Consider the following 24323-nt stretch of genomic DNA (forward strand, 5'->3'; position numbering starts at 1 on the left):
AGGGGTGCCATAAGATGACAGCAGGCATGGACAACAACGCGAGTCACTCCCCTTCCTCCGCTGACGACAACAATGACCCTGAACCACGGTGGCCGGCTATACTCGCCGTCTTCGCAGTAGGCGCGCTTGAGTTCGCGCTGCCGCGGCAACTTTCCTTCGGACCAGGATGGCTGCTGCTGCTGGTGGTGCTGCTGCTGGCGATCCCGGCAACGCTGGCGCGCATGCGCGGCAAGCACAAGCTCACCGAGATGCTGGGCTTCGCTTCAAATGGCCTGATCACGCTGGCGATGATCTGGTCTCTGGCGCTGCTGGTGCGATCGCTGCCGCAGCACACGCTCTCGCCCCGCACCCTGCTGACGGTGGCCGCTGTGCTCTGGACCAGCAACGTGCTGGTATTTGCTTCGTGGTACTGGAGACTGGATGCGGGCGGTCCGCATGCGCGCGACCTGCGGGAAACGCATACCGAGGGCGCGTTCCTGTTCCCGCAGATGACCCTCGGCTCGGCCGGCGGCGACCTCGCGGACAAGGCGCAGGGGTGGACGCCCGGCTTTGTGGACTACCTGTTCCTGGCGTACAACACCAGCACTGCGTTCTCACCGACCGATGCACCGGTGCTTTCGCGCTGGGCCAAGGGGCTGATGATGGTGCAGGCCAGCATCTCGCTGGTGACGATTGCGCTGCTGGCTGCACGCGCGGTCAATATCCTCTAATCCAGGCGAACCACGCAGGGCCTGGCGGGACCCTTCTATGCGGAAGGAGTCTCGCCGGACGGCGGCGCATCGCTCTGCGCGATAATGTGCTGCATGTTGGCGCGGCGTTCTTTTTCGCGATCGAAAAACCGCTCCATGAACTTCGTGTCGAAAGCCCCGGTGCGAAACTCCTCGTCCTTGAAGATCTTGCGGTGCAGCGGGATGGTGGTGTGAATGCCTTCCACCACGAACATCTCCAGCGCACGCTCCATGCGGGCCATGGCTTCGGCGCGATCCTTACCGTGCACGATCAGCTTGGCGATAAGTGAGTCGTAGTAAGGCGGCACAACACCCTCGGCATACTGCGCCGTGTCGACACGAACGCCATTGCCACCGGGCAGGTTGAACGCGGTAATCTTGCCGGCCGACGGGGTGAACTTCTCAGGATGCTCCGCGTTGACGCGGCACTCAATCGCATGGCCACGAATCGCAATCGGGTCGGGAATGATCGACGACAGTTTCTCGCCAGCCGCGACGCGCAGCTGCGCTTTGACGAGATCCACGCCGGTGATCATCTCGGTGACGGGGTGTTCGACCTGGATGCGCGTGTTCATCTCGATGAAGTAAAGCTTGCCGTCTTCGTCCATCAGGAATTCGATGGTGCCGGCGTTCTGGTAGCCGACGTCAACGAGCGACTTTCGAATGGTCTTGCCGATGTCGTCGCGCATCTTCTGCGTGACCTGCAGCGATGGCGCTTCTTCGATCAGCTTCTGGTGGCGGCGCTGAATGGAACATTCGCGCTCGCCGAGCGAAAGCACGTTGCCATGCTCATCGGCCAGTACCTGGAACTCGATGTGACGCGGCCGCTCGATGAACTTTTCCATGTACAGGTCGCCATTGCCAAAAGCATTGGCGGCCTCGGTGTGCGCGGCCTGGTAAAGCGCGGGCAGCTCCTCGGGGGTGCGCACAATGCGCATGCCACGGCCGCCGCCGCCGGCGACTGCCTTGAGGATGACTGGGTAGCCAATCGACCTTGCCCACTCCAGGGCTTCGTTCTGGTCAACCAGCACGCCGTCGGAGCCGGGCAGGATGGGCACTTTCGCCTTTTTCATCGTCTGGCGCGCCATGGATTTCTCACCCATCATGCGGGTGACTTCAGGCGGCGGTCCGATGAACTTGATGTTGGACTCGCGGCAGACCTCGGCGAAGTTGGCGTTCTCGCTGAGCAACCCATAGCCAGGATGGATCGCGTCCACGTCCGCGATTTCAGCCGCGGCGATCACGGCCGGCACGTGGAGGTAGCTTTCGCTGGAGCGCGGCGGCCCGATGCAGATGGCTTCATCGGCAAAGCGGACGTGCAGCGCGTTGCGATCGGCCTCGGAGTAGACGGCTACCGTGCGAATGCCGAGTTCCTTGCAGGCGCAGATGACGCGGAGTGCGATTTCGCCACGGTTGGCGATCAGAACTTTTCGAAACATGGGAAGTGCTTCTTTCCAGTCGGAGCGGGGCGGCTGATACCCGGCCGCGCCGGCGAGCTTCGGTGGTCCATCCCGGCGCGAGCTGGACACAGATGAAGGAGCAAAGGAGCGGCGCCGGAGAGATCAGGATGCGGGTGAGAGCGCCTTGTCAGCGCACGCGCACTGCGAAAAGGGGCTGGCCGTACTCGACCGGCTGACCGTTCTGCACCAGGCGCTTGACGATCTCGCCTGCCACGTCGGACTCGATCTCGTTCATCAGCTTCATGGCTTCCACGATGCAAATGGGCTGGGCCACTTCCACCATGTCGCCGATCTTGACGAACGCGGCTGACCCCGGGGAAGGCGATTCGTAGAAGGTCCCCACAATGGGCGACTTCACCGTGTGCAGCACTTCTTCCGCAGCCTCCGCAGCAGCGGGCTGGGCCGTCAACTCGTGCACAGGCGGCGCCGGGCTTGCAGGCGCGGCGGCGGCAGCCGGTGCGGGCGCCCCACCGCCGAGCAGGCGTGCCAGCAGCAAGGGATCCATCTGCTGGGCGGGATGCGGAGCATTTTGGGCAGCAGCCGCGATCATGGCGGCTTCGAACTTCAGCTCTACCTTGAGTTCGCCGCGCTCCAGGCGGAACTCCCCGATCTTCTTCTCCTGCAGGAACTCGATGAGCTCTTTGAGCGCTTTGATTTCTTCCGGATTCATCTCTTCTCTGTTCTTCCTTCGCTTACAGCATAAGCAGTTCTTTAGGGCTGAAGGTCAGCACCCGAGCGCCGGTGGCCTCGACTACCACCATATCTTCTATGCGGATACCGAACCGCTCCGGCAGGTACACACCCGGTTCCACGGTGACGACCATGCCTTCCGCGAGGACATCCTCGGATTTGGCGGCAAGCCGTGGTCCTTCGTGGATCTCCAGGCCGACCCCATGCCCCGTGGAGTGCGAAAAGTAGTTGGCAAGCCCTGCGCGCCGCAGCACCGCGCGGGATGCCGCGTCCACGGAAGCACCCGTTACCCCGGCCCGGACCGCCTCAATACCGGCCTGCTCCGCTTCAAGCACTGCCTGGTAGGCGGACTTCTCTTCCCGGGTTGGCTTGCCCATGTACACGGTGCGGGTCATATCGGAACAGTAGCCCCCTAAGATAACACCGAAGTCCATGGTCACAAACCCGCGCCGGGGCAGCGGCTGGGCCGAGGCGTGGCCATGCGGCAGGGCGGAGCGCCTGCCCGACGCCACAATCGTATCGAAGGACATGCCCTCGGCGCCCCGCCGGCGCGCCGCGTACTCGAGTTCCGCGGCAATCTCTCGTTCGGCGACCCCGGCTGCGAGGTGATGCAATACGTCCTCAAAGATCTGGCAGCCCACAGCAGCCGCCTCCGCCATGCCTTGCAGTTCCTCGCTGTCCTTCACCTGGCGCAACGAAGCCACAGGTGAGTCGGCCATTGGAGAGAAAAAGCGTCGGCGCGCCACCTTGCCATGGCTCTCGGGCAGGGCGGCCTCAAACCGGCTTAATGCCGCCACGGTGGTGTGATTGCTGTCGTAGGCGACGGAGGTGACACCTGCGCGGAGCAGCAGCACGCAGGCCTCGCTCGCCAGGCGCTTGCCGATCACCACGCGGGCACCGCTGCCGGCTGTTTCCTGCCGCGCCTGCGTCGTGTAGCGGCCGTCGGTCAGCAGCACCGTGGAGCGGGCAAACACCAGCAAAACGGCGTTGGAGCCGGTGAAGCCCGAAAGGTAGCGGACGTCTGGCCCATGGGTCAACAGCAAGGCCCTGGTGCTGCTGAGTGCCAGTTTGCTGCGGAGTGCCTGGAGGCGTGCCTTATGGTTCATTCCACCCTGAAGATACATGAGGCGCGCGCTTCCTGCGGCGCGCGCGTGACTGGGTGAGAAGCGGCTCGGGCGTGGTCCACCTCGCAGAAATTGCTGCCAGGCAAGAGGTACCCACCTCTGTGAAGCCATCCTACAAAGTGAGCAGACTGGTCCAGGCAGTGCCTTCAGTGTCAGGGTCGCGTAACTTTCCGCGGCACCCTGTGTTCTCATAGCCGAAGCAAACGGGCAAAAAGCCGTGATCCGCAAGCGGCATAGCGAGGAAGACCGATGCAGAAACAGAGCAACACGGCAGCAGCCGGCAAGCCATGTGCCATCCGGCTCTTTCAAAAGAGCACTCCGCGTTTCAGTGCGCAGCAGATGATCGCTGCTGTGCTGGCCATGACGATGTTTCCACTGACCGCGGGCTCGGCTCTCGCCCAGGACTACGGGCCGCCGCCGCCGCCCGATGCGGAGCAGGGCTATCCCCCGCAGGGCAACCAGGGCAACTACCAACCGCTGGGGCCGGACCAGATCAACCAGCTGGTTGCGCCGATCGCGCTCTACCCCGACTCACTGGTAGCGCAGGTGCTTGCGGGCGCCACGTACCCGGCCCAGCTCGCCAGCGCCGAGCAGTTTGTCCAGCAGGGCGGCAACTACCCGCCCGAGCAGCTGGCCGAAATGGCCAATGGGCAGCCTTGGGACCCGAGCGTGAAGTCCCTGGTGGCGTTTCCACAGGTGCTGGATAACCTGAACCGGAACATGGACTGGACCACGCAGCTCGGCAATGCCTATTACAACCAGCCGCAGGACGTGCTTTCCGCCGTGCAGGACATGCGGCAGCGGGCGTATGCAGCCGGAAGCCTGCGCTCGAACTCGCAGCTTGCGGTGCAGTATGCCCCCGGTGACATCGAGATCGCGCCGGTGAGCCCTTCGGTGGTGTACGTGCCGTACTACAACCCCTGGGTGGTTTACGGCGCGCCGATCCCGGCATACGGGCACTACTACTATGGGCCGCCGCGCGGCATCTCCTTCGGAACGGGCCTGGCCATCGGGTTTGGTGTGGGCATCGCCATCGGAGCCTTCACGCACTTCGCGTGGGGCTTCCATAGCTGGGCGCCCGACTGGCATCAGCGCGCAGTGGTGTTTAACCACAACACGTACATCTCGCGCAGCGTGACGGTGGTGAACCACGGCAACTATGGCGGGTTTGACCGCAATCCGCAGGCGCGCGCGTTCAACCAGACGCAGGCAGCCCGCTTTGGCGGCAACCGCTCCATCAACAACGTGACCATCAACCGGGGCGGTGGCGGCTTCAACGGTGGCAACGCGGTGAACCGTGGTGGCTTCAACAACGGTGGCAACACCGTGAACCGTCCCGGTGGCGGGTTCAACAACGGCGGCAACACAGTGAATCGTGGTGCCAACACCTTCAATGCCGGCGGCAACACGGTGAACCGAGGCGGCGCCAACACCTTCAACAATGGTGGCAACAACACGCTGAATCGCGGCCAGGGCTATACGGGCGGAGCGCAGACGGGCCAGTTCAACAATGCAAATCGCGGCTCCTACCAGGGTGGTCAGACCGGAGCACGCCCCCAGCAGGCTGCGCCGGGAGGCTCCGCGAACTACGCCCGTCCACAAGGAAACACGGCAGGGCGGCCAGCAGGCCAGGCAGCACCGGCACAGCAGCAGCGTAGCGCGCCCGCGCATACCCAGGCCAAACCGAGCGGTGGTGGTGGCCATGAAGCCCATGAGCATGGCGGCAACCACGATCACTAGAACTGCGACCTCAAGACGGTGGCCATTGCAAACCAGCAGCGGCCAGACATAAACAAGGGGCACGATCATGGCGATCGTGCCCCTTGCGTGTTTTGGATGATGCTGCGAGACCCGCGTCTGACCTCGCTATGTCTCCCGTTCAGCGCACAGCGCGCAGGGGAGGCTTCTGCACGGAGCGGGCGGGCTTTTTCTTGCCTGCCGCCATCGTCGGCACAGGATCGCTCTGCTCTTCCATCCAGCTGTCGAGCTTGGACTTTTTGAAGCGCCACCTGTTGCCTAGGCGAAATGCTGGGATCGTGGCTTCAGCTGCATAGCGATACAGGCTGTCCGCGCTGATACCAAGGTAGTCAGCAGCCTGCCTGATATCCATGACCTCGCGCGCCTGGGCGGCATCCACCAGTGCGGGTCGACTTTTCTCGGGACGTTGCGTCTCAGCGCGCATAGGCACTCCTTCGCTGCCAGCCTTATACCCGCTTTGCCGTTCTGTTGCAAGCACTTACAGGTTCAAGGGAGCGGAGGTAATGACCGCTGCGGAACGCACGCGACATCGGGCTTATTCAGCCTGGATGGAACAATGAGGCTATTTCCACCTGGTACCGCTCTTTCAGCACCCTGCGCTTGAGCTTCATCGAGGGCGTGAGTTCCCCGCTGTCGATGGTCCACTCATCGGCCACGAGTGCGAAGTTCTTGAGCAGCTCGTAGTCCGCCAATCCCCGGTTTACCTGCTTGATCGTTTCCTTGTACCGCGCGATGACTGCAGGATTGCGGATGAGTTCCTGGCGGCTGGCAGCGACGATCTTCTGCTCGCGTGCCCAGGCTTCCAGGACTTCAAAGTTTGGCGCGATCAAGGCGGCCACGTACTTCTCCCGGTCGCCGAACACCGCAGCACTCGCCACAAAAAGGTCTGCCGCCAGCTTGCCTTCGATGGCCTGGGGAGCGATGAACTTGCCCGCGGAAGTCTTGATCAGTTCTTTCTTGCGATCGGTGATCGTCAGGAAGCCGTCCGCGTCCTGGCTCGCGATGTCGCCCGTTAGGAACCAGCCCTCGCTGTCGAAAGCCTGGGCAGTCAGGCCAGGGCTTTCCCAGTAGCCCTTGAAAACACTCGGCCCTTTTACGAGCAGTTCGCCGTCCTCGGCGAGGCGTACCTGCAGGTTGGGCAATGGCTTGCCGATTGTGCCCAGCCGGTAGGCGACCGGGGTGTTGACGCCGATCACGGGCGAAGTCTCGGTCAGCCCGTAACCCTCGAGGATCCGGATGCCGGCTTGCGCAAACCAGTGAGCGGTGTCTCCACCGAGCGGAGCGCCGCCCGCCACGAAATACAACACTTCGCCGCCGAACACAGCGCGCACCTTGCTGTAGAAGAGCTTATCCGCCAGCTTCCACAGGGGTGAGCGCGGTGTGCGTCCGGCCAGGATGGTGGACTCGTTGCGCCGGCCGACACCCAGCGCCCAGCGCACCACGGCGCTGCTGAGTTTCGAGCCCCGCGAGCGACGCTCGACCTCCTGGCGCACCTTTTCAAAGACCCGGGGCACGGCGACGATCAAAGTCGGCTTCACGGTCTTGAGCGCGCTCATCAACTTGTCCATGGATGGGCAGTACGCCATGGAGAACCCGAGCGAGTAGAGGTCGTAGTCCGCGTGCCGCGCCGTCACATGCGAGAGCGGCAGGAAGGACACAGTACGTTGCGGGCCCGAGAACGGCATGAACTCGCGCAGTGCGTAGGAGACATTGCTGGCCAGGTTGCCGTGCGTGAGCATGACCCCCTTGGGCTCGCCCGTGGTGCCCGAGGTATAGATGATCGACCCCAGGTCACTGCCCGTAATGGCGTGGGCTGCGGCATCGAAAGCGGTGTCCCTCGCTGTGGTGCGCTCGGCGATCAGGGCGCCAAAGCTCAGAATGCTAGGAACCTCTGCACTGCCACCGGGGGTGTCGCTGTTGCCAGCAAGCGTAGCGATTTCGTCTTTCACATCGTCCATGACGATGATGTGCTCGAGCCTGGTCTGGGCCAGCACCGAAAGCACCTTGCGCAGTTGCACCTTGGTGGACACCACCGCGACACGGCAGCCGGAGTGCTGCAGCAGGTCGCCGATCTGCGGCGCATGCAGGGTTGGGAACAGCGGCACGTTGACCATGCCGGTCGCCAGCGTTGCGAAGTCGGTGATGGCCCACTCGGCCCGGTTCTCACTCAGGATGGCAACGCGATCTCCCTTGCCGAGGCCGAGGGAGGTGAGCGCATGCGCGAGTGCCCGGACGCGCGCGTAGAGTTCCGCTGCCGACAGGATCAGCCAGGCGCCGTTGCGCTCCAGCACCCGCACCACGTCGGCGGAGCCGGAATCTGCAACCTTGTAGAAGATGTCATTGACGGTCTGGTAGTTCGGCGCGTTCTCGGTAGCCATATTCAGCACTGTATCCGACCTGGCAGGAGGCGGGAAAGCGCCGCCCCCGTGCCCGGCACGCAGATGACTGGGCGGTAAACAGCCCATGAACAAGGGTTGAACAGGCGGGCGAATCATCCGCGCCGGAGGACGGTTGCTTGCTGCGGGGACGCGTCCACGCGCTGAAAAGGAACCGGGCGTGGGGCCCGGCTCCTGCCTTGGTTACGCTTGCGGTAAGGGAGTAAGGCGAACCAGCTTCGTGGCCTGCGTGGGCCACTCGGCAAGCAGCCAAGCCGCCCGGGTGCTGCCGGTCTTTTCCCCGTGCAGCTGGATCAGATCGCGGATCACGCCCTGGGCTTCTTCGTCGAGGTGATCGAACCGCTCGGCCTCCAGAAAGGACGCGTGGTAACGGCCATCGCTCAGGAAGTCGCCATCCTCATCGAAAACCCAGGCACTTCCGCCGGTCATGCCTGCGCCGAAGTTCATGCCGGTGCGACCCAGCACCACCACGGTGCCGCCCGTCATGTACTCGCAGCCATGGTCGCCCACGCCTTCAACCACGGCGAGCACGCCGGAGTTCCGGACCGCAAAGCGTTCGCCCGCGCGGCCTGCGGCAAACAGCGAGCCGCTGGTGCCACCGTACAGCGCGACATTGCCAAGGATGACATGACGCTCACTTTCGCGCGCGGCCCGTCCCTGGCCGCGCAGCACGAGTTCCGCACCGCATAGTCCCTTGCCGACAAAGTCGTTTGCCAGACCTTCGAGCACCAGGGACAAGCCCCTGGTTGCGAAGGCGCCAAAGCTCTGCCCAGCTACGCCCTTCATGTCGAAGCGCAGCGCAGGGTGGGTGTCGTCACCCGCGTGCTGGCGACGCGCCTGCTGCAGCGCCAGTTCACCCGAGAGGCGCGCTCCGAGGGTCCGGTCCTTGTTGGAGACAGTCCCGCTCCACTCAAAGGCCTTGCCCGCAGCGTAGGCGGCAAGCGCCGGCTCAACCCATGCGTCATCAATGGGCGCATCTTCGCCCGTCTCGGGACGATCGTTGCGGCCACCGGCCCAGCGTGTTTCGCCGCTGACCGAGGCAGCCAGCATCGGGGCGAGATCGAGACCGCCCGCGTGGCGTACCTGGGTAAGCAGGTCGGCGCGCCCGATGGCGGCGTCGATCGAGGGCAGGCCCAGCCGGGCAAGCAGCCCCTGGACGTCGCCCGCGAGTTCCTCAAAGAAGCGCACGATGTGCTCTGGCTTGCCGCGGAACTTGGCCCGTAGGTCTTCTCGCTGGGTGGCGATACCGACGGGGCAGGTGTTGAGGTGGCACTGCCGCGCCATGTCGCAGCCGATCGCCACCAGCACCGCGGTGCCGAAGGCGAACTCGTCTGCGCCGAGCATGGCGGCGACCAGCAGGTCGTTGCCGGTGCGCAGGCCGCCGTCGACACGCAGGCGCACGCGACCGCGCAGGCCATTGCGCATCAGGGTTTGCTGCGCTTCAGCCAGGCCCAGCTCCCAGGGCGAGCCGGTGTACTTGATGCTTGAGAGCGGCGAGGCGCCGGTGCCGCCGGAGTAGCCGGCAATCACAATGTAGTCGGCGTATGCCTTGGCGACGCCTGCAGCGACCGTGCCGACCCCGTACTCGGACACGAGCTTGACGCCCACGGCCGCCTTCGGGTTGATGCGCTTCAGGTCATAGATGAGCTGCGCGAGGTCTTCGATCGAGTAGATGTCGTGGTGCGGCGGCGGAGAGATCAGCGTGACGCCGGGCTGTGCATGGCGAAGGCGAGCGATCAGGCCGGTCACCTTGTGGCCTGGCAGCTGGCCACCCTCGCCTGGCTTGGCGCCCTGCGCCATCTTGATCTCAATCTCCTCGGCATTGCGGAGGTATTCCGCGGTGACGCCGAACCGGCCCGAGGCAATCTGCTTGGTCTTATTGTTGAGCAGGTGCGCCGGGTACTTGCGACCCACCAGTTCGAGCTCCGTGTCCGCCTGGTACACGGAGCGGTCTTCCCCGCCCTCTCCGGTGTTGGAACGGCCGCCCAGCAGGTTCATTGCGGCGGTAACCGTCTGGTGCGCCTCCGGGCTCAGCGAGCCCAGCGACATGGCACTGGCGATGCAGCGGGCAAAGATGCTCGACGACTTCTCGACGGAATCTACGGGCAAGGCAGCGCCCGCCGCACGGAAATCCAGAAGATCCCGCAGGTTGGCCGGCTCCTTCTCCGCGGCCTGCGCCGTGAACGCAGCCCAGGCTGCACCAGGCCCGGGAGCCGGAACCACTGCGCGTGCCGTGCTGCCGGCAACAGTCTGCAGCAGGCGCACGGTGGAGGGCTGCCAGGAGTGCGGCTCCGCGCCTTCGGTCTTGCGGAAGCGAACCCAGCCGAAATCCGGCAGGTCCTTGGAGACAACCGCAGGCGCGGCCGCGGCGGCGGAGGGTACAGCAGCAGACGCAGCAGCGGTCACCGGTGCTCCAGCGCCCACGGCGACGGGGACGCCTTCCGACGAGGCATTCACGGTCTCGACCACAGGCGCCGTAGCGACAGCAGGCGAAGCCGCCGGCGCGTAGGTGCTCCAGTTTGCGCGTACGTGCGACTCGAGGTCGGCATACCCGATGCCTCCGAGCGGCGCGGGCGTACCGAAGAAGCATTGCTCAATCACGGTATGATCCAGGCCGATCGAGTCGAACAGGTGTGCGCCGCGGTACGAGTCGAGCACCGAGATGCCCATCTTGGACATGATCTTCGCTAAGCCGGCGTTGAACGCCTTGAGCAGGTTGCTCTCACCCACGTCTGGCACTGCCGCTTTGGCTGTTTCGAAAGCCAGCCATGGGCACACCGCGCCCGCGCCCATGCCCAGCAGCACGGCGGCATGGTGCACATCGCGACAGTCCCCGGCTTCCACAGCCAGGCCGACCTGGGTGCGAATGCCTTCGCGGATGAGCTTGTGGTGCACGGCGCCGAGCGCAAGAGCCATCGGTACCGGCGCATGGTCCGCGTCGGTAGCGCGATCGGAAAGCAGCAAAATCGCCGCGCCGCCACGCACCAGGTCGGCGGCCTTGGCCATCAGATCCTCGATCGTGGAAGCAAGCGTGGCACCGGTCGGCAAAAGACAGTCGAGCACGGCGAGCGGAAGCTCATCACCCAGCGAGTGCCTGCGCGTGCGCAGGGCCTCGACCTGCCCGAGCGACAGCAAGGGCGACGCGAGCGAAAGCCCTGTCAAACGGGCCTTGTTGTCGAGCAGGTGCGGCCAGGGTCCCAGCCGAGTGTGCAGGTGAATTACCACGGCCTCGCGCAGCGAATCGATGGGAGGATTGGTCACCTGGGCGAAGCGCTGGCGGAAGTACGCGTAGACCGGGCGCGGCGAGCGAGCCATCGGGGCCAGCGGCGTGTCATCGCCCATGGACCAGATGGCATCCTTGCCATCGGTCGACATCGGCTTGAGCACCATGGCGACGTCTTCACGCGTGTAGCCGAAGCCATGCTGCAGGCGAAGCAGTTCGCCGTCCGGCAGGGGAGTCACCGGCGTTGCCATGTCGAGCGTGCGGTCGTTCAGCAGGGGCTCGTACATCGGCGCGCGCCCGTCAAACACTTCCTGCACTTCGTCGTTCTCGTAGAGGTGGTGTTCGTCGAGATCGATACAAAGCATCTGTCCGGGGCCGAGGCGGCCGGAGTGCACCACGTGCTCGGGATCCAGGTCGACCAGGCCAGCTTCTGAGCCGACCACGACGAGTTGATCGTCGGTGACGAAGAAGCGGCAGGGCCTCAAGCCGACACGGTCGAGCGCGGCACCGACCAGGCGGCCGTCTGTGAACACCACGGCGGCGGGACCATCCCAGTGCTCGATGCAGTCCTCATTGTAGGCAAAGAACGCGGACTGCTTGCGGTGCTGGGCCGGCGGCAGCATCAGCCGGATGGACTCCGCGATGGAGCGCCCATTGTGCGACAGCAGCTCGGCGGTTTCATCAAGCGAGGTGGAGTCGGAACCGTCGGGAGAAAAGATCGGCTTCACTTCGGCCGGGAGCGTGGCGTCGCGGGCATCCATGCGGGCCCGGTTGCCCCAAACCGTGTTGATCTCGCCGTTGTGCGAAATGGTGCGCAGGGGCTGCGCGCGATCCCAGGACGGGGCAACATTGGTGGCATAGCGCTGGTGAAAGATCGCGAACGACGTAACGTAGCGCGGGTCAGCCAGGTCGGCATAGAAGTGCGGCAGCTGCCGGCCGGAACACATGGATTTGTAAATGATGGTGCGGGATGACAGCGAGCAGACGTAGCCGGGCGTGCGGCTACGCTCGAAGGCTTTGCGCGCAATGTAAAGGCGGCGCTCAATGGCCTCGACATTGGCGGTGGTGAGCAGGACCTGCCGGACCACAGGCATGGTCGAGCGCGCGATGGTGCCAAGAATGGAAGGCTGCGTGGGCACGGTACGCCAGCCCAGCACCTCAAACTCCTGCGCGGCAAGCACGCCGGAGAGCGCGCCCTCGAAGCCGGCCTGCACATCCGCATCAGTGCCCACGGGCCAGAAGACCATGCCCACGGCCAGAGTCTGCTCGGGTGCCAGCGAGATGCCGGTGGAGGCAAGCAGGAGCTCACGCGGAATCGCGGTGCAGATGCCGATGCCGTCGCTCGAAACACCGTCGGATGCGATCGCTCCGCGATGGGCAAGGCGGCTCAGGGCTTCCAGCGCCTGCTCCAGGATCGACCGCGAGGCCACGTCCGTCAGGGTCGCAACAAAGCCGACGCCGCAGCTTTCATGTTCAAAACGGGGGTCGTACAGACCGGCGGAGAGGCTGTTGGACGACGCGGCGTCCAGCTCGGAGGGAACCACGGCAGCGTGGGATGCAACAGATTGGTGACGGCCCATGTCCAACTATACGTCCTCATTGCGGGAGTGGGTACATCTTGATTTCGCAGCGCCCGCAGCCCTGAAGGCGTCCGCAGGCAGGATGCTGCCGGACCTGCAGGTACCGGAACAACCGGCGGTCGAGCAACACGACGCGGGCAAAGCGGAAGACCACGCGAACGGCGGCAGCCAGGCCGGTTTCAGCCGGGCTCTCAGCCGGATCGCGAACTGCCTTGCGGCCGGTCGCTTGCATAGTTATACACCGGAGCGTATTTTTATGCAGTGGGCTCTGCCCCGCCTTAACCAGCCCCAGCAGCGAGGATCAGCAAAGCGCGTGACCGCATCTGAAAACAAGGCCGAGCGCCACACAGCGATCCGGGACGTGCTCCACGCTTCGGCGATTGCGAGCCAGGACGAGCTCCGGCGCAAGCTGGCCCGTCGCGGCTTCCGCGTCACCCAGGCCACCCTGTCCCGCGACATTCGTGAGCTGCACCTGATGAAGGGGCCGAGCGGGTATGCACTGCCCGGCCAAGGGAATAATGGCGTTGCGGATGAAGAAAACGAGGACCGCCTGCCCGCGCTGGGGGACCTTCTGGACAGTTTTGGACTGCGCATTGAACAGGCACAGAATCTCCTGGTGGTGATCACCGTGATGGGTTCGGCGCAGCCGGTAGCCGCAGCGCTTGATTATGCAGGATTGCCGGAGGTCGTCGGGACCGTGGCCGGGGACAACACCGTGTTGATCATCTGCCCGGATCGTAAGCAGGCCAAGGCGCTTTGCACTCGTTTGCGCATCCTGATCGGTTAGCGCCCAGCAAGCATCGCGGCCATGCCGCGGCAAAGGATTCGACGTTCGGATGGATCAGCTACTTTCAAACAACAATCAAACCGCGGTGGTGGGTGCCCGCGGGTATGCGGGCCAGGAGCTTGCGCGTATCCTGCTGGCCCACCCTCGTCTCGGTGGCTTGCCCCCAGTGTTCTGCGGGCGCGAGCGGGACTCGCTTGCGACGGTGCACCCGGCGCTGCGCTCACTGGCCAGCGCCGAGGCGCTGACTGTGCAGCCGTTTGCCTGGTCTTTGCTCGAGGAGCGCGGGGTCGATACGGTTTTTCTGGCGACGCCGCACGAGCAGTCGCGGCAGTGGGTGCCGGAAGCCCTGGCGCGAGGGTTCCGCGTGATCGACCTGAGCGGCGCATGGCGGCTGGAATCCAACCAGTACCGGGCCGTGTACGGCTTTGAGGATAACGAGGCGGAGGCTGCGCTCGCGACGCAGCAGCAGGCCGTGTACGGCATGCCCGAATTGCACCGCGAGGCAATCGCAAAGGCACGGCTTGTGGCCAACCCGGGCTGTTATGCAACCTCCGTGATCCTGGCACTGAAGCCGCTGGTCGCCGCGGGCCTCCTCGACCTGGATCACGGCATCATCTGCGATGCGAAGTCCGGTGTCTCGGGCGCGGGCCGTGAACCCACGGCGAAAACCCACTACATGTACGCGGCGGACAATCTTTCCGTGTACGGGCTATGGAAGCATCGGCATACCGGCGAACTGTTTGAGCAACTGGGTGTCAGCGAGGAGCAGCTCGTTCTTACGCCCCACCTGCTGCCGATTCCGCGCGGCATCCTGTCTACGATCTATGTGCGGTTTCGCGAGCGCGTCACCTTGGCACAGGTGCAGGATTGTTTCCGCAGCTTTTACGCGGGGCGCCGGCTGGTGCGGCTGTTTGAATCGCCGGACCTGCCGCAGATCCAGTACGTGGAGCGTACTAACTTCTGCGACCTGGGCGTGTCGCTCGCGGCGGACGGACGGCGCGGCATCGTGGTTGCCTGCCTGGACAACCTGCTCAAGGGCGCTGCCAGCCAGGCCGTGCAGAATTGGAACCTGATGTGCGGCTGGCCGGAAACGGAAGGGCTGCTGTGATGGGCCGGCAGTACGCCGGCGGGAACGCGGAGGGCTTGCTATGAAGTACATCGTGAAGCTGGGCGGTGCCACGCTTGAAGATCCTGCGCTGCTGCGCTCCTGCGCCCGTGCGCTCGCCCAGTTGAAGCAGGCGGGCAACGACGTCGCGGTCGTGCATGGTGGCGGGGTGCAGCTGACGCGCACGCTCAAGCAGCTTGGCAAGCAGAGTGAGTTTGTGGGCGGTTTGCGCATCACGGATGCGGAGACCCGCGACACCGCGCTAATGGTCCTCGGCGGCGCGGTGAACAAGGCGTTGGTCGCTGCTTTAGCCGCACAGGCAGTCCCGGCGATGGGCATGTCGGGCGGCGATGGCATGGTGTTTCGCGCGCGCAAGAAGCGCATGGCGCCGGACCTCGGCTTTGTGGGCGAGATTGCCGCCGCGGATCCGCGCTGGCTGGACGCCATCTGGCGGATGGGCGGCGTGCCGGTGCTCTCAAGCATGGCGCTCGGTTTCGATGGCGAGTACTACAACATCAATGCGGACGAGATGGCAGCGGCCTGCGCGGCTGCCTGCCATGCTGATGCGCTGGTGTTCCTGACGGATGTGCCCGGTGTGCGCGGGGCAGATGGCACGGTGATGCGCTGGCTCAACACGGAGCAGATTGCGGGGCTGGTGCGGGATGCCGTGATCACGGGCGGGATGCTGCCCAAGCTGCATGCCTGCCGGGATGCTCTGGCGCAGGGGGTGAAACGCGTGCGCATCCTGCCGGCGGATCGCGCCGCGCTGCTGCCCGAGCTGTGCTCGGCACGCATTCCGGATGGTACCGAGGTTCTCGTCGCGTAACGCAGCCGTGAGGCACTCTTTTACAAGGAACAGAGACATAGTTCCGCTTTACGAATTTTCGTTGTTTTTGAAGCGCATCGGGTTCGGCAGGTCTCAACAACCCGTCTAATAGAACGTTGCGCGGGAGAGATCCATGAGGCTTGAGGAGTTACAGGCGGCGGAGCAGAAGCTGTTGCTGCCAACGTACGAACGGAACCCACTGCTTGTCACCGGCGGTGAAGGTGTGTTTCTGCAGGCGGAGCATGGCGTGCGCTACCTCGACCTGCTGAGCGGGATCGGGGTAAGCGCACTTGGCTATGCGCACCCGGTGATCACGGCAGCGATCCAGGCGGCGTCTGCTTCGGTGCTTCACACGTCCAACCTCTTCTTCCATGAAGGACAGGCAGCGCTTGCCCTGCGGCTCACCGAAGCCAGCGGGCTGAATCGCGCCTTCTTCTGCAACAGCGGCACCGAGGCATGGGAGGCAGCGCTCAAGATGGCGCGCCTTTATGGCACAATGCGCCGCGGTGAAGGCGCCGCGCTTGGCACGCGCTTCCTGGCGATGGAAGGCTCGTTCCACGGGCGCACGATGGGTTCGGTGGCCACCACGCACAAGGAAAAGTATCGCGAACCGTTCGCGCCGGTTATGCCGGAAGTCGATTACATTCCGTTCAACGATGTAGCCGCGCTGGAAGCCGCGTGGTCGAACGAGTACTGCGCCCTGTTGATCGAGCCGATCCAGGGTGAGGGCGGCATCCGGCCGGTTTCGCAGGCGTTCATGGACGCCGCGCGCGCAGTCACACAGCGCACGGGAGGACTGCTGGTGGCTGATGAAATCCAGGCAGGCTTTGGCCGCACGGGTAAGTGGTTTGCGTTCCAGCACTACGATGTCGCACCTGACATCATCACCGTGGCAAAACCCCTGGCCGGCGGTTTGCCGCTCGGTGCGATGCTTTGCACGGACGAGGTTGGACGCGCCATGCAACCCGGTCTCCATGGCACCACCTTTGGCGGTGGTCCGCTGGCATGCCGCGTGGCGGTGGCGGTGTTCGACGAGATCGAGCGCTCTGCCCTGCTGGCACATGTCACCGAGGTTGGCGCTTATTTTGAGCAGCGGCTTGCCGAGTTGAAGCAGCGGCACCCCCAGATCGTGGACGTACGCGGCAAGGGCCTGATGCTTGCGATTGAACTCAGCGATGCATTGGATGCGAAGGCCGTGCTCGAACAAATGATTAACACGCACCATGTGCTGATCAACCGCACCAGCGAGACGGTGCTTCGCTTTTTGCCGCCGTACATTCTGAAGGCCGAGCATGTGGATCTTGGCATTGCAGCACTGGATGCTTCGCTGCGACACCTCAACGAAAAACAGCTACAGGCGGCCGCGCAAACGGGAGGAACTATTGGTGACTAACCAGCTGATCGAACCACAGGTGCATACACCGGGCGAGCTCTCGGCGAAGGCGTTTGCGGACGCGCAGGAGTCGCTCGCCGGGCGCGATCTGTGCTCCATCGCCGACCTATCCACGACGGAAGCCGCAGCGATCCTGGCCCTTGCGCACAAGGTCAAAGCCAATCCCGCAGCCTTCCGCTACGCACTCGATGCCAAGCAGATGGTGATGTTTTTTGAGAAAGCTTCGCTGCGCACGCGCCTGACCTTCGAGGTCGCGATGAACACATCGGGTGGCGACGCCATGTTCGTGGACCAGACGCAGTCGCCGCTGGGCGAGCGCGAGTCGCTGGCGGACATGTCCCGGAACGTGGAGCGTTGGGTGCAGGTCATCGTGCTGCGGACATACTCGCACGACACCATCACGGAGATGGCGCAGTACGCGACCTGTCCCGTGATCAATGCCCTGTCCGACCACGAGCATCCCTGCCAGGCGCTGGCGGACTTCATGACAGTGGAAGAACGCTTCGGCGGTTCTGCCCGCGGGATCCAGTTCACGTATGTCGGCGACGGCAACAACGTGGCGCACTCACTGATGCTGCTGGCCGCGCAGCTTGGCGCGCACTGCACCATCGGCACACCGAAGAACTATGCACCCAAGGCCGAAGTGGTGGCGCAGGCACGTGCGATCGCCAACATCACCGGTTCGAACATCACGCTGGTGCAGGACCCGGTTGCTGCCGTGGCCGGAGCGAACGTGGTGTACACGGACGTATGCACCAGCATGGGCTTTGAACACGAAGCGACCAAGCGCGCGCCGATCTTCAAGCCTTACCAGGTCAACGAAGAGCTGATGGCGCATGCGCAGCCCGACGCCGCCTTCATGCACTGCCTGCCTGCGCACCGCAACGCCGAGGTGACAGACGCGGTGTTCGATGGTCCAAACTCTGTTGTGTTTGAACAGGCGGAGAACCGCATGCACGTACAGAAGGCGCTGCTGCTGCTCCTGCTTGGCGCCAAGCTTCCTGCGACCCCCTTCGCCCACATCGCCGCGATCTAAGAGCGCGGCACCCGCACCTGAACAAGGATTGGAGAAATACATGGCAAATGACAAGGTAGTGCTGGCGTACTCGGGTGGACTCGATACATCCATCATCATTCCGTGGCTCAACGAAAACTATGGCCTCGACGTGATCGCTATGGTGGCCGACGTGGGCCAGGGTGAGGACATCGACGCGGTGGTGCAGAAGGCGTACACCACTGGCGCGAAAAAGGTGGTCGTGCAGGATCTGCGGGATGAGTTCGTGCGCGAGTACATCACGCCGACCGTCCAGGCGGGCGCAATGTATGAAGGCAAGTACCTGCTCGGCACCTCGATCGCTCGCCCCGTGATCGCCAAGGCGCAGGTCGAAGTAGCCCTTGCGGAGGGAGCTACCTCGGTCGCGCATGGCTGCACTGGCAAGGGCAACGACCAGGTGCGTTTTGAGCACGCCTACCAGGCGCTTGCGCCCGAGTTGAAGGTGATTGCGCCGTGGCGCGAGTGGGACCTGCGCTCACGCGAAGACTGCATTGACTACGCCGAAGCACACAATATCCAGGTCTCCGCGAGCCGCGTCAAGATCCACTCGCGCGACCGCAACCTCTGGCATGTAAGCCATGAAGGCGGTGAACTCGAAGACGCCAACAATGCGCCACTCGACACAACCTGGACAATGACACGCAGCCCGCAGGAAGCCCCGGACAAGGATGAACTTGTCACGATCGGTTTCGAACGTGGCATCCCGGTGTCCGTAGGCGGCCAGACGCTTGAGCCGGTGCAACTGGTGGAACTGCTCAACGAGATCGGCGCCCGCAATGCCATCGGCCGCATTGACCTGGTGGAGAACCGCTTTGTCGGCATGAAGAGCCGCGGCTGTTATGAGACGCCCGGCGGCACGCTGATCGTTGCGGCCCATGCGGAGCTCGAGGCCCTCACGCTTGAGCGCGATGTGAAGCACTACAAGCAGCACGTGGGTCTTCGCTACGCAGACATGGTCTACAACGGGTTGTGGTTTACCCCGCTGCGCGAAGCGCTCGATGCCTTTGTGCTGCAGACGCAGACAACGGTCACAGGATCGGTTACGCTTTCGCTCTACAAGGGCAACATCGCGATTGCCGGCCGCACCAGCCCGTTCTCGCTGTATTCGGATGAGCTGTCGTCGTTCACCATGGGCGACTCCTACGACCAGCGCGATGCAGCCGGCTTTATTCGCATCCTGGGCCTGCCTGCGCGTACCCAGGCCAAGCTGCGCAGCCTGCAGCAGGACCAAAGCCACAAGGTGGTCTCCAAGTGAAGATGTGGTCCGGCCGCTTTCGGGAGCCGCTTGATTCTTTTTTCGACACGTGGCAGCGCTCGATCACTTTTGATCGTGCGCTGCTGCAGCAAGAGGTGCAGGCGAGCAAGGCGCACGCACGGGCCCTCGCGGCTGCGGGGGTTCTTGACGAGCAGGAGCAGCAGCAGATCAGCAGTGCTCTCGACAGCATCGCCGCGCGTTTCTCCGCCGCAAAAGCGGTGGAGGAAATCGGTGTCGCCACCGGGCACGACGCCGAGGACATTCACCACTTTGTCGAGATGGAGCTGGTCGAGCTGGTCGGCAATCTTGGCCTCAAGCTGCATACCGGGCGCTCACGCAACGAGCAGGTCGCCACGGACCTGCGGCTCTATATCCGCGAGAGCGGGGCAATGTTGATCCGTCACCTTGGGCGCTGGGCCAACGCTCTGCTGGCGCAGGCAGTGGCTGCGGGCGAGGCGGCTATGCCGGCCTACACGCACCTGCAGCGTGCCGAGCCCGTGCTGGTTGCGCACTGGCTGCTTGCTTACGTCGAAATGATTCTCCGCGACGCCTCGCGGCTTGAGGATTGCCTGGAGCGGCTTAACTTCTGCCCACTCGGCTCGGGCGCCGTGGCCGGGGCTACCCTTGCGCTGGATCGCACGATCACCTCGGAGACACTTCGCTTTGCCGCGCCCACGGCCAACAGCATGGATGCAACGAGCGATCGCGACTTTGTGCTCGAGTACCTGCAGGTACTAACGCTGCTGGGTGTCCACGTGAGCCGTTTCGCGGAAGAGATGACGTTGTTTGCTACGGCAGAGTTCGGTTTTGTGGAGCTGCCGGAGGCGTACTCGACCGGATCGAGCGCCATGCCGCAGAAGAAGAACCCGGATCTTACCGAGCTGCTGCGCGCCAAGGTTGGCCGTCTTTCGGCTGCGGCACAGAGCGTGTTGTTGACCCTGAAAGGTCTGCCGCTGGCCTACAACAAGGACATGCAGGAAACGCAGGAACCGGTGTTCGCAGCGACACAGGTAGCGCACGGAATGCTGCACCTGCTGGCCGGCTTTACCCATGCCGTCCGCTTCAAGACCGATCGCATGCGGGTCGCCTGCGAACAAGGCTATCTGAATGCGATGGCGGCGGCTACCTACCTCACCGAGAAGGGTGTTCCCTTTCGCACCGCGCACGAGCGCGTCGGTACCGCGGTGCGCTTCGGGCTTGAGAGCGGCCGCGAGCTGCAGGAGTTGTCACTGCAAGAGCTGCAGTCGATCGAACCGCTCTTCGGGGCGGATGTGTACGCCGCGATCACCCTGGAGGCGACGCTCGATTGCCACGACGTGATCGGCGGAACGGCACGCGCGCGCGTGCGCGCAGCACTGGCGGAAACGACGCAGCGGGTGCAGGCGCTGTGCTCCCGCTTCGCCCTCGTGACAGAGCCACACGCCGACTTAAAGGAAGCAGCGCATGCGGGTACGTAAGGCCCTGCTTCATGATGCGACCAACATCTATGAACTGGTGAACTCGCTTTCTCACGACGGCACGCTGTTGCGGCGTGTGTTCGCGGAGATCTGCGAGAACGTGCGCGACTTTACCGTGGCCGAGAGCGATGCGGGCGCATTTCTCGGCTGCGGAGCCTTGCATCTTTACGGCCCGCACCTTGCGGAGGTCCGCTCGATCGTGGTGCGCCCCGAAGCCAAGGGCCAGGGTGTGGGAGCAAAGCTGCTCGCCGCAATCCTTGCCGAGAGCGAGGAGCATGGCATTGGCTGCGTGTGCCTGTTCACACGCATTCCAGATTTCTTTTTTCGCTATGGATTTCGCGAAGTCACGGATCGTGCGGCGCTGCCGGACAAGATCTACAAGGACTGCCAGAACTGCCCGCGCATTTACCACTGCGACGAGATCGCGATGGCGCGTGGCGAGGTTCCCCGGGTGTCTATCCTGGGTACGCGTGAAAAGGTAGAGAACCTGGTCCAGATCGGCGCCTGACTCCCGACCTGTTCAGCACCAGCCGTGGTTCCCTAGCGCACGACCCCCACTCCATCCGACGGCCAGTACACAAACGCTGCCTTGCCGTAGATCAGGTCGCGTGCGACCGGGCCAAAGTCGCGGCTGTCGCTCGAGATGGAGCGATGGTCACCCATGACCCAGAAGGAACCGTCCGGAATCCGCTCTTCATCGACAGAGCGTCCATCCTCATACAGGGGCGGCACGTAGGGCTCCGGCACCCGCTTGCCGTTGACGAACACCACGCCATCCGCGATGCGCAGGTCGTCCCCGGGCAGTGCGATGACCCGCTTGATGTAGCTCTTGGTAAGGTCGCCCGGGTAGCGAAAGACCACCACGTCTCCACGCTCGATGTGCTCGAAATGGTAGACGAACTTGTTGATGAAGAGCCGGTCCTTGTCGTGGAGCCGCGGCTGCATGCTGGTTCCTTCGACCCGCACGGGCTGGTAAATGCAGGTGATGATGAGGGCGGAGACGCCCAGCGAAACGGCCAGGTCGCGCAGCCACTGCGTGACATGATTCCGAAATGGGCCCGGTTGGTGCGACTTGTCACTGTTTTCTGTCACGAACTATGGGCACCCCAGGCCGCCGGGCGGGCAGAGTGTGCGGGCGTGCGCTGGCTTTGGCAGGGAACGCTGGGCGGTCGGTTCCACACCGGGACCCTCTCCGGGGGCAAGGTTGATCGGGGTCAGGGTCAGCGGGCGTTGCAGCACCATTTCGACTGTTTCTCCCTGCTCCAGATTGACATCGTTGCCGCGGGTGAACAGTGTGTAGACAAGACCGGTGAGGCCGCCGGCGACCGCACCGTACCCGGCCCCGGCAAGCGGGCTGCCGCCGATCGCACCGCCGATTGCGCCGATCCCGGCGCCGGTCTCGGCGCCACGGGCGATAGTGCCTGCATCTTTGCCCTTGGAGCCTGCCTGCTGCACATCCCCCTCCCCGTTCTTGACTTTGGCGTCCGTCGCGCCCGGCAGAGCGTTGAGTGCCCCGGGGACGGCTACAACGCTGCCATTGCTGAAGATCATGGTGGTGAAATGCATGCCGACCTCCGCGCGACCCTTGACGCGGCCTGCCCGCTGCACCCTGTCGATCACGCCCTGCACATACACCCCGGCGGGGATGGCAACGCGGGTACCCACGACCACAGGGAATGTCGATGCCAGGTAAACCCCGTCGCCGGGCTGCGCCGAACGAGTGTTGATCCCTGATCGAAGAGCCAGAAGAACCTTGGTACCGGCCGGCACGGTGATGCTGGAAGCGACCACAGAAGATTGCTCGGGGGCAGGCTCAGCAGGGGCTGAAACGGGAGAGGGTGGCGTGGAGACACTTTGCGCGGAGGACGCCTGAGGAAGCGCCACGACAGCCAGACCGCTCAGGGCGGCCAGGTGGAAGAGTGCGCGCAGCGCGTTGCCGGGCCATGCGTTCGCTTCTGTGGAATACACCTGGATGGTTCTCGGCACGATGAAGTCCCCCGGGACAAGCTCTCTTCCTGTAGACCCTGCTGAGGCCGTATTGTCGCAGAAAGCGTGTGCAACTCGTTGCCTCTTGCCGTGACAGGGCTGGTAACCCGTATCCCAAATCGGTACGGTGAGCCGGCGGTGTATGTTGCCAAACGGCGACAACCGGGAGGCATCTCAAGGTCGATGTCCTATTCTCATACAGGGCACATTGCAGGTGGCGCACGTGGAACCGAGTGATCTGCGAATCGGCAAACCCGGCAGCATCAAGGTGACTCCGTTGCCAGGTGCGATGGGCGGCATTCGCTGGAAAGAACAGTTTCAAAGGGTCGACCAACTGCTGGCCGATGCCATAACCGCCGGGGCATTCCCTGGGGCTGCGTATGGCGTTTCGCTGCGGGGCACCGTTGTTGGCCTTGGGGCCGTGGGGCATTTTACCTATGCACCGGACAGCCACCCTGTGGAACGGGGCACGTCGTTCGACCTGGCGAGTGTCACCAAGGCACTCGCCACAACGGGAATGGCCATGCTGCTCTGGCAGCGTGGGCAGCTTGACCTTGATTGTTCATTGGGTGAACTGCTGCCCGGCTTCATCGTTCACCAGGGCTCCGGAGGGGAGTTCAGCTCGACGGAGAGGCGGCAGGTAACGCTACGGATGCTGCTGGCCCACTGCTCTGGACTGCCTGCCTATGTGCGGTATTTCGAGGAACATACGACCCCCGAAGGGGTTCTCCGGGCTGTGCTGCGCACGCCACTGGTCGCCGCGCCGGGGACGGTTGAGGCCTACTCGGACCCCGGGTTCATCCTCCTCGGCAAGGCGCTGGAAGTGCTGGCGGATGAACCACTTGCGCAGTTCTGCCAGCGGGAGATCTTTGCGCCGCTGGCGATGCAGGCCACGCGCTTCTGCCCTTCGGCTGCTGACAGGCACAGCATTCCGCCGACGGAGCTGGACCAGAGCTTCCGGCATTGCGTGGTGCAGGGTTTCGTGCAGGATGAAAACTGTTTTGTTCTGGGAGGCGCGTCCGGACATGCCGGTTTATTCGCGCCGGCAGTCGATGTACTACGGTTCGCAGAGGCCATGCTGGGGCCATGCCGCCCCGCAACCACGGGAGACTTGCTGTTCGAACGCAGGACAGTGGAGCTGTTCACCCACCGCGCTGCGCTGGTTTCGGGCTCCAGCCGCGCACTCGGCTGGGACACGCCCAGCGGCCTCGTATCTTCAGCAGGGAGCTATTTTGCCCCGACAAGCTTCGGGCATCTTGGTTACGCTGGTACCTCGTTATGGATAGACCCCGTGGCGGACATTGGTATCGTATTGCTCACCAACCGCACTTACCCCGAGCGCGCAAATACGCAGATCCAGCAGGTGCGCCCCGCATTCCACGATGCGGTCCGTTCCGTTCTGGACCAGGATTGGACCAGGAAGCACTCCAGCACCTTTGACTAAGTTTGCGCGTACTTAGCGGTGCCAACCGTGCAGTAAGAGGCATACAATCGCAGAGCA

Annotated in this window: 19 protein-coding genes; 11 read left to right on the forward strand and 8 right to left on the reverse strand. The window is 63.9% G+C overall.

All coding sequences use genetic code 11. The features are described from left to right. Window positions 1-14: 14 nt before the first annotated feature. A complete protein-coding gene (locus D1Y84_RS16980; RefSeq protein WP_233581510.1) occupies window positions 15-710 on the forward strand; it encodes a hypothetical protein in 696 nt (231 codons plus the stop codon). Window positions 711-745: 35 nt separating this feature from the next. On the opposite strand, the gene accC is transcribed toward D1Y84_RS16980, so the two are convergent. The 3 genes from accC to D1Y84_RS16995 all read right to left on the reverse strand — a co-directional run bounded on the left by accC (window position 746) and on the right by D1Y84_RS16995 (window position 4002). After that, a complete protein-coding gene (gene accC, locus D1Y84_RS16985; protein ID WP_124849738.1) occupies window positions 746-2167 on the reverse strand; it encodes an acetyl-CoA carboxylase biotin carboxylase subunit in 1422 nt (473 codons plus the stop codon). Window positions 2168-2315: 148 nt separating this feature from the next. Beyond that, window positions 2316-2858, reverse strand: coding sequence for an acetyl-CoA carboxylase biotin carboxyl carrier protein (accB, locus tag D1Y84_RS16990; protein WP_124849739.1), 543 nt, complete (start codon window positions 2856-2858; stop codon window positions 2316-2318). A gap of 22 nt (window positions 2859-2880) precedes the next feature. Next, window positions 2881-4002, reverse strand: a complete 1122-nt coding sequence (locus tag D1Y84_RS16995) for a Xaa-Pro peptidase family protein (RefSeq protein ID WP_233581511.1) — start codon at window positions 4000-4002, stop codon at window positions 2881-2883. Window positions 4003-4251: 249 nt separating this feature from the next. On the opposite strand from D1Y84_RS16995, the gene D1Y84_RS17000 reads away from it, so the two are divergent. Then, on the forward strand, window positions 4252-5742 hold the full coding sequence (locus D1Y84_RS17000) for a DUF3300 domain-containing protein (protein WP_124849740.1): 1491 nt from the start codon (window positions 4252-4254) through the stop codon (window positions 5740-5742). 139 nt (window positions 5743-5881) lie between these two features. Here D1Y84_RS17000 and D1Y84_RS17005 read toward each other — a convergent pair whose 3' ends face one another. The 3 genes from D1Y84_RS17005 to D1Y84_RS17015 form a co-directional block, all read right to left on the reverse strand. Beyond that, window positions 5882-6184 carry a helix-turn-helix domain-containing protein gene (locus D1Y84_RS17005; protein WP_370245793.1) on the reverse strand — a complete coding sequence of 101 codons (303 nt, stop codon included), beginning with the start codon at window positions 6182-6184 and terminating at the stop codon, window positions 5882-5884. A 115-nt stretch (window positions 6185-6299) separates the two neighbouring features. After that, window positions 6300-8138: a long-chain fatty acid--CoA ligase gene (locus tag D1Y84_RS17010; RefSeq protein WP_124849741.1), complete on the reverse strand. Its 1839-nt coding sequence runs from the start codon at window positions 8136-8138 to the stop codon at window positions 6300-6302. 201 nt (window positions 8139-8339) lie between these two features. Continuing rightward, window positions 8340-12959, reverse strand: coding sequence for a glutamate synthase-related protein (locus tag D1Y84_RS17015; protein ID WP_124849742.1), 4620 nt, complete (start codon window positions 12957-12959; stop codon window positions 8340-8342). Here D1Y84_RS17015 and D1Y84_RS19035 point away from each other — a divergent pair. The 8 genes from D1Y84_RS19035 to D1Y84_RS17055 all read left to right on the forward strand — a co-directional run bounded on the left by D1Y84_RS19035 (window position 12958) and on the right by D1Y84_RS17055 (window position 21344). Next, window positions 12958-13746, forward strand: coding sequence for an arginine repressor (locus D1Y84_RS19035; protein ID WP_370245794.1), 789 nt, complete (start codon window positions 12958-12960; stop codon window positions 13744-13746). The two genes, D1Y84_RS17015 and D1Y84_RS19035, sit on opposite strands and share 2 nt — an antisense overlap. A gap of 49 nt (window positions 13747-13795) precedes the next feature. Next, the gene (gene argC, locus D1Y84_RS17025; protein ID WP_124849743.1) at window positions 13796-14854 is read left to right on the forward strand and encodes an N-acetyl-gamma-glutamyl-phosphate reductase; all 1059 of its coding nucleotides are present in this window, start codon (window positions 13796-13798) and stop codon (window positions 14852-14854) included. A 40-nt stretch (window positions 14855-14894) separates the two neighbouring features. Continuing rightward, window positions 14895-15677: an acetylglutamate kinase gene (argB, locus tag D1Y84_RS17030; RefSeq protein WP_124849744.1), complete on the forward strand. Its 783-nt coding sequence runs from the start codon at window positions 14895-14897 to the stop codon at window positions 15675-15677. Between the two features lie 133 nt (window positions 15678-15810). Next, window positions 15811-17070 (forward strand): aspartate aminotransferase family protein, encoded by a 1260-nt coding sequence (locus D1Y84_RS17035; protein ID WP_124849745.1) that lies wholly within the window; start codon window positions 15811-15813, stop codon window positions 17068-17070. Further along, complete coding sequence (argF, locus tag D1Y84_RS17040) at window positions 17063-18106, forward strand: ornithine carbamoyltransferase (RefSeq protein WP_233581512.1); 1044 nt, start codon at window positions 17063-17065, stop codon at window positions 18104-18106. The genes D1Y84_RS17035 and argF overlap by 8 nt, the downstream gene beginning before the upstream one ends. Window positions 18107-18146: 40 nt before the next feature. Then, window positions 18147-19379: an argininosuccinate synthase gene (locus D1Y84_RS17045; RefSeq protein ID WP_124849747.1), complete on the forward strand. Its 1233-nt coding sequence runs from the start codon at window positions 18147-18149 to the stop codon at window positions 19377-19379. Then, entirely contained in the window at window positions 19376-20836 is a 1461-nt protein-coding gene (gene argH / locus D1Y84_RS17050; RefSeq protein ID WP_124849748.1) for an argininosuccinate lyase, read from the forward strand. Before D1Y84_RS17045 ends, argH begins: the two co-directional genes overlap by 4 nt. Continuing rightward, complete coding sequence (locus D1Y84_RS17055; RefSeq protein ID WP_124849749.1) at window positions 20823-21344, forward strand: GNAT family N-acetyltransferase; 522 nt, start codon at window positions 20823-20825, stop codon at window positions 21342-21344. The genes argH and D1Y84_RS17055 overlap by 14 nt, the downstream gene beginning before the upstream one ends. 32 nt (window positions 21345-21376) lie before the next feature. Here D1Y84_RS17055 and lepB read toward each other — a convergent pair whose 3' ends face one another. Then, window positions 21377-21928, reverse strand: a complete 552-nt coding sequence (lepB, locus tag D1Y84_RS17060) for a signal peptidase I (protein WP_124849750.1) — start codon at window positions 21926-21928, stop codon at window positions 21377-21379. Between the two features lie 3 nt (window positions 21929-21931). Next, window positions 21932-22822: a TrbI/VirB10 family protein gene (locus D1Y84_RS17065; RefSeq protein ID WP_124849751.1), complete on the reverse strand. Its 891-nt coding sequence runs from the start codon at window positions 22820-22822 to the stop codon at window positions 21932-21934. A gap of 223 nt (window positions 22823-23045) precedes the next feature. On the opposite strand from D1Y84_RS17065, the gene D1Y84_RS17070 reads away from it, so the two are divergent. Continuing rightward, window positions 23046-24266 (forward strand): serine hydrolase, encoded by a 1221-nt coding sequence (locus D1Y84_RS17070; protein WP_158615543.1) that lies wholly within the window; start codon window positions 23046-23048, stop codon window positions 24264-24266. The last annotated feature ends 57 nt before the right edge of the window (window positions 24267-24323 follow it).

The sequence above is a fragment of the Acidipila sp. EB88 genome, from assembly GCF_003858395.1.
GTDB lineage: Bacteria > Acidobacteriota > Terriglobia > Terriglobales > Acidobacteriaceae > EB88.

What these genes read in the sequence shown, in the direction of transcription:
- D1Y84_RS16995 (WP_233581511.1), bottom strand. Translation starts at nt 4,002, where the DNA reads ATGTATCTTCAGGGTGGAATGAACCATAAGGCACGCCTCCAGGCACTC.
- D1Y84_RS17000 (WP_124849740.1), top strand. Translation starts at nt 4,252, where the DNA reads ATGCAGAAACAGAGCAACACGGCAGCAGCCGGCAAGCCATGTGCCATC.
- accC (WP_124849738.1), bottom strand. Translation starts at nt 2,167, where the DNA reads ATGTTTCGAAAAGTTCTGATCGCCAACCGTGGCGAAATCGCACTCCGC.
- D1Y84_RS17010 (WP_124849741.1), bottom strand. Translation starts at nt 8,138, where the DNA reads ATGGCTACCGAGAACGCGCCGAACTACCAGACCGTCAATGACATCTTC.
- D1Y84_RS17055 (WP_124849749.1), top strand. Translation starts at nt 20,823, where the DNA reads ATGCGGGTACGTAAGGCCCTGCTTCATGATGCGACCAACATCTATGAA.
- D1Y84_RS17045 (WP_124849747.1), top strand. Translation starts at nt 18,147, where the DNA reads ATGGCAAATGACAAGGTAGTGCTGGCGTACTCGGGTGGACTCGATACA.
- D1Y84_RS17015 (WP_124849742.1), bottom strand. Translation starts at nt 12,959, where the DNA reads ATGGGCCGTCACCAATCTGTTGCATCCCACGCTGCCGTGGTTCCCTCC.
- argB (WP_124849744.1), top strand. Translation starts at nt 14,895, where the DNA reads ATGAAGTACATCGTGAAGCTGGGCGGTGCCACGCTTGAAGATCCTGCG.
- accB (WP_124849739.1), bottom strand. Translation starts at nt 2,858, where the DNA reads ATGAATCCGGAAGAAATCAAAGCGCTCAAAGAGCTCATCGAGTTCCTG.
- D1Y84_RS17005 (WP_370245793.1), bottom strand. Translation starts at nt 6,184, where the DNA reads ATGCGCGCTGAGACGCAACGTCCCGAGAAAAGTCGACCCGCACTGGTG.
- D1Y84_RS16980 (WP_233581510.1), top strand. Translation starts at nt 15, where the DNA reads ATGACAGCAGGCATGGACAACAACGCGAGTCACTCCCCTTCCTCCGCT.
- argC (WP_124849743.1), top strand. Translation starts at nt 13,796, where the DNA reads ATGGATCAGCTACTTTCAAACAACAATCAAACCGCGGTGGTGGGTGCC.
- D1Y84_RS19035 (WP_370245794.1), top strand. Translation starts at nt 12,958, where the DNA reads ATGTCCAACTATACGTCCTCATTGCGGGAGTGGGTACATCTTGATTTC.
- D1Y84_RS17035 (WP_124849745.1), top strand. Translation starts at nt 15,811, where the DNA reads ATGAGGCTTGAGGAGTTACAGGCGGCGGAGCAGAAGCTGTTGCTGCCA.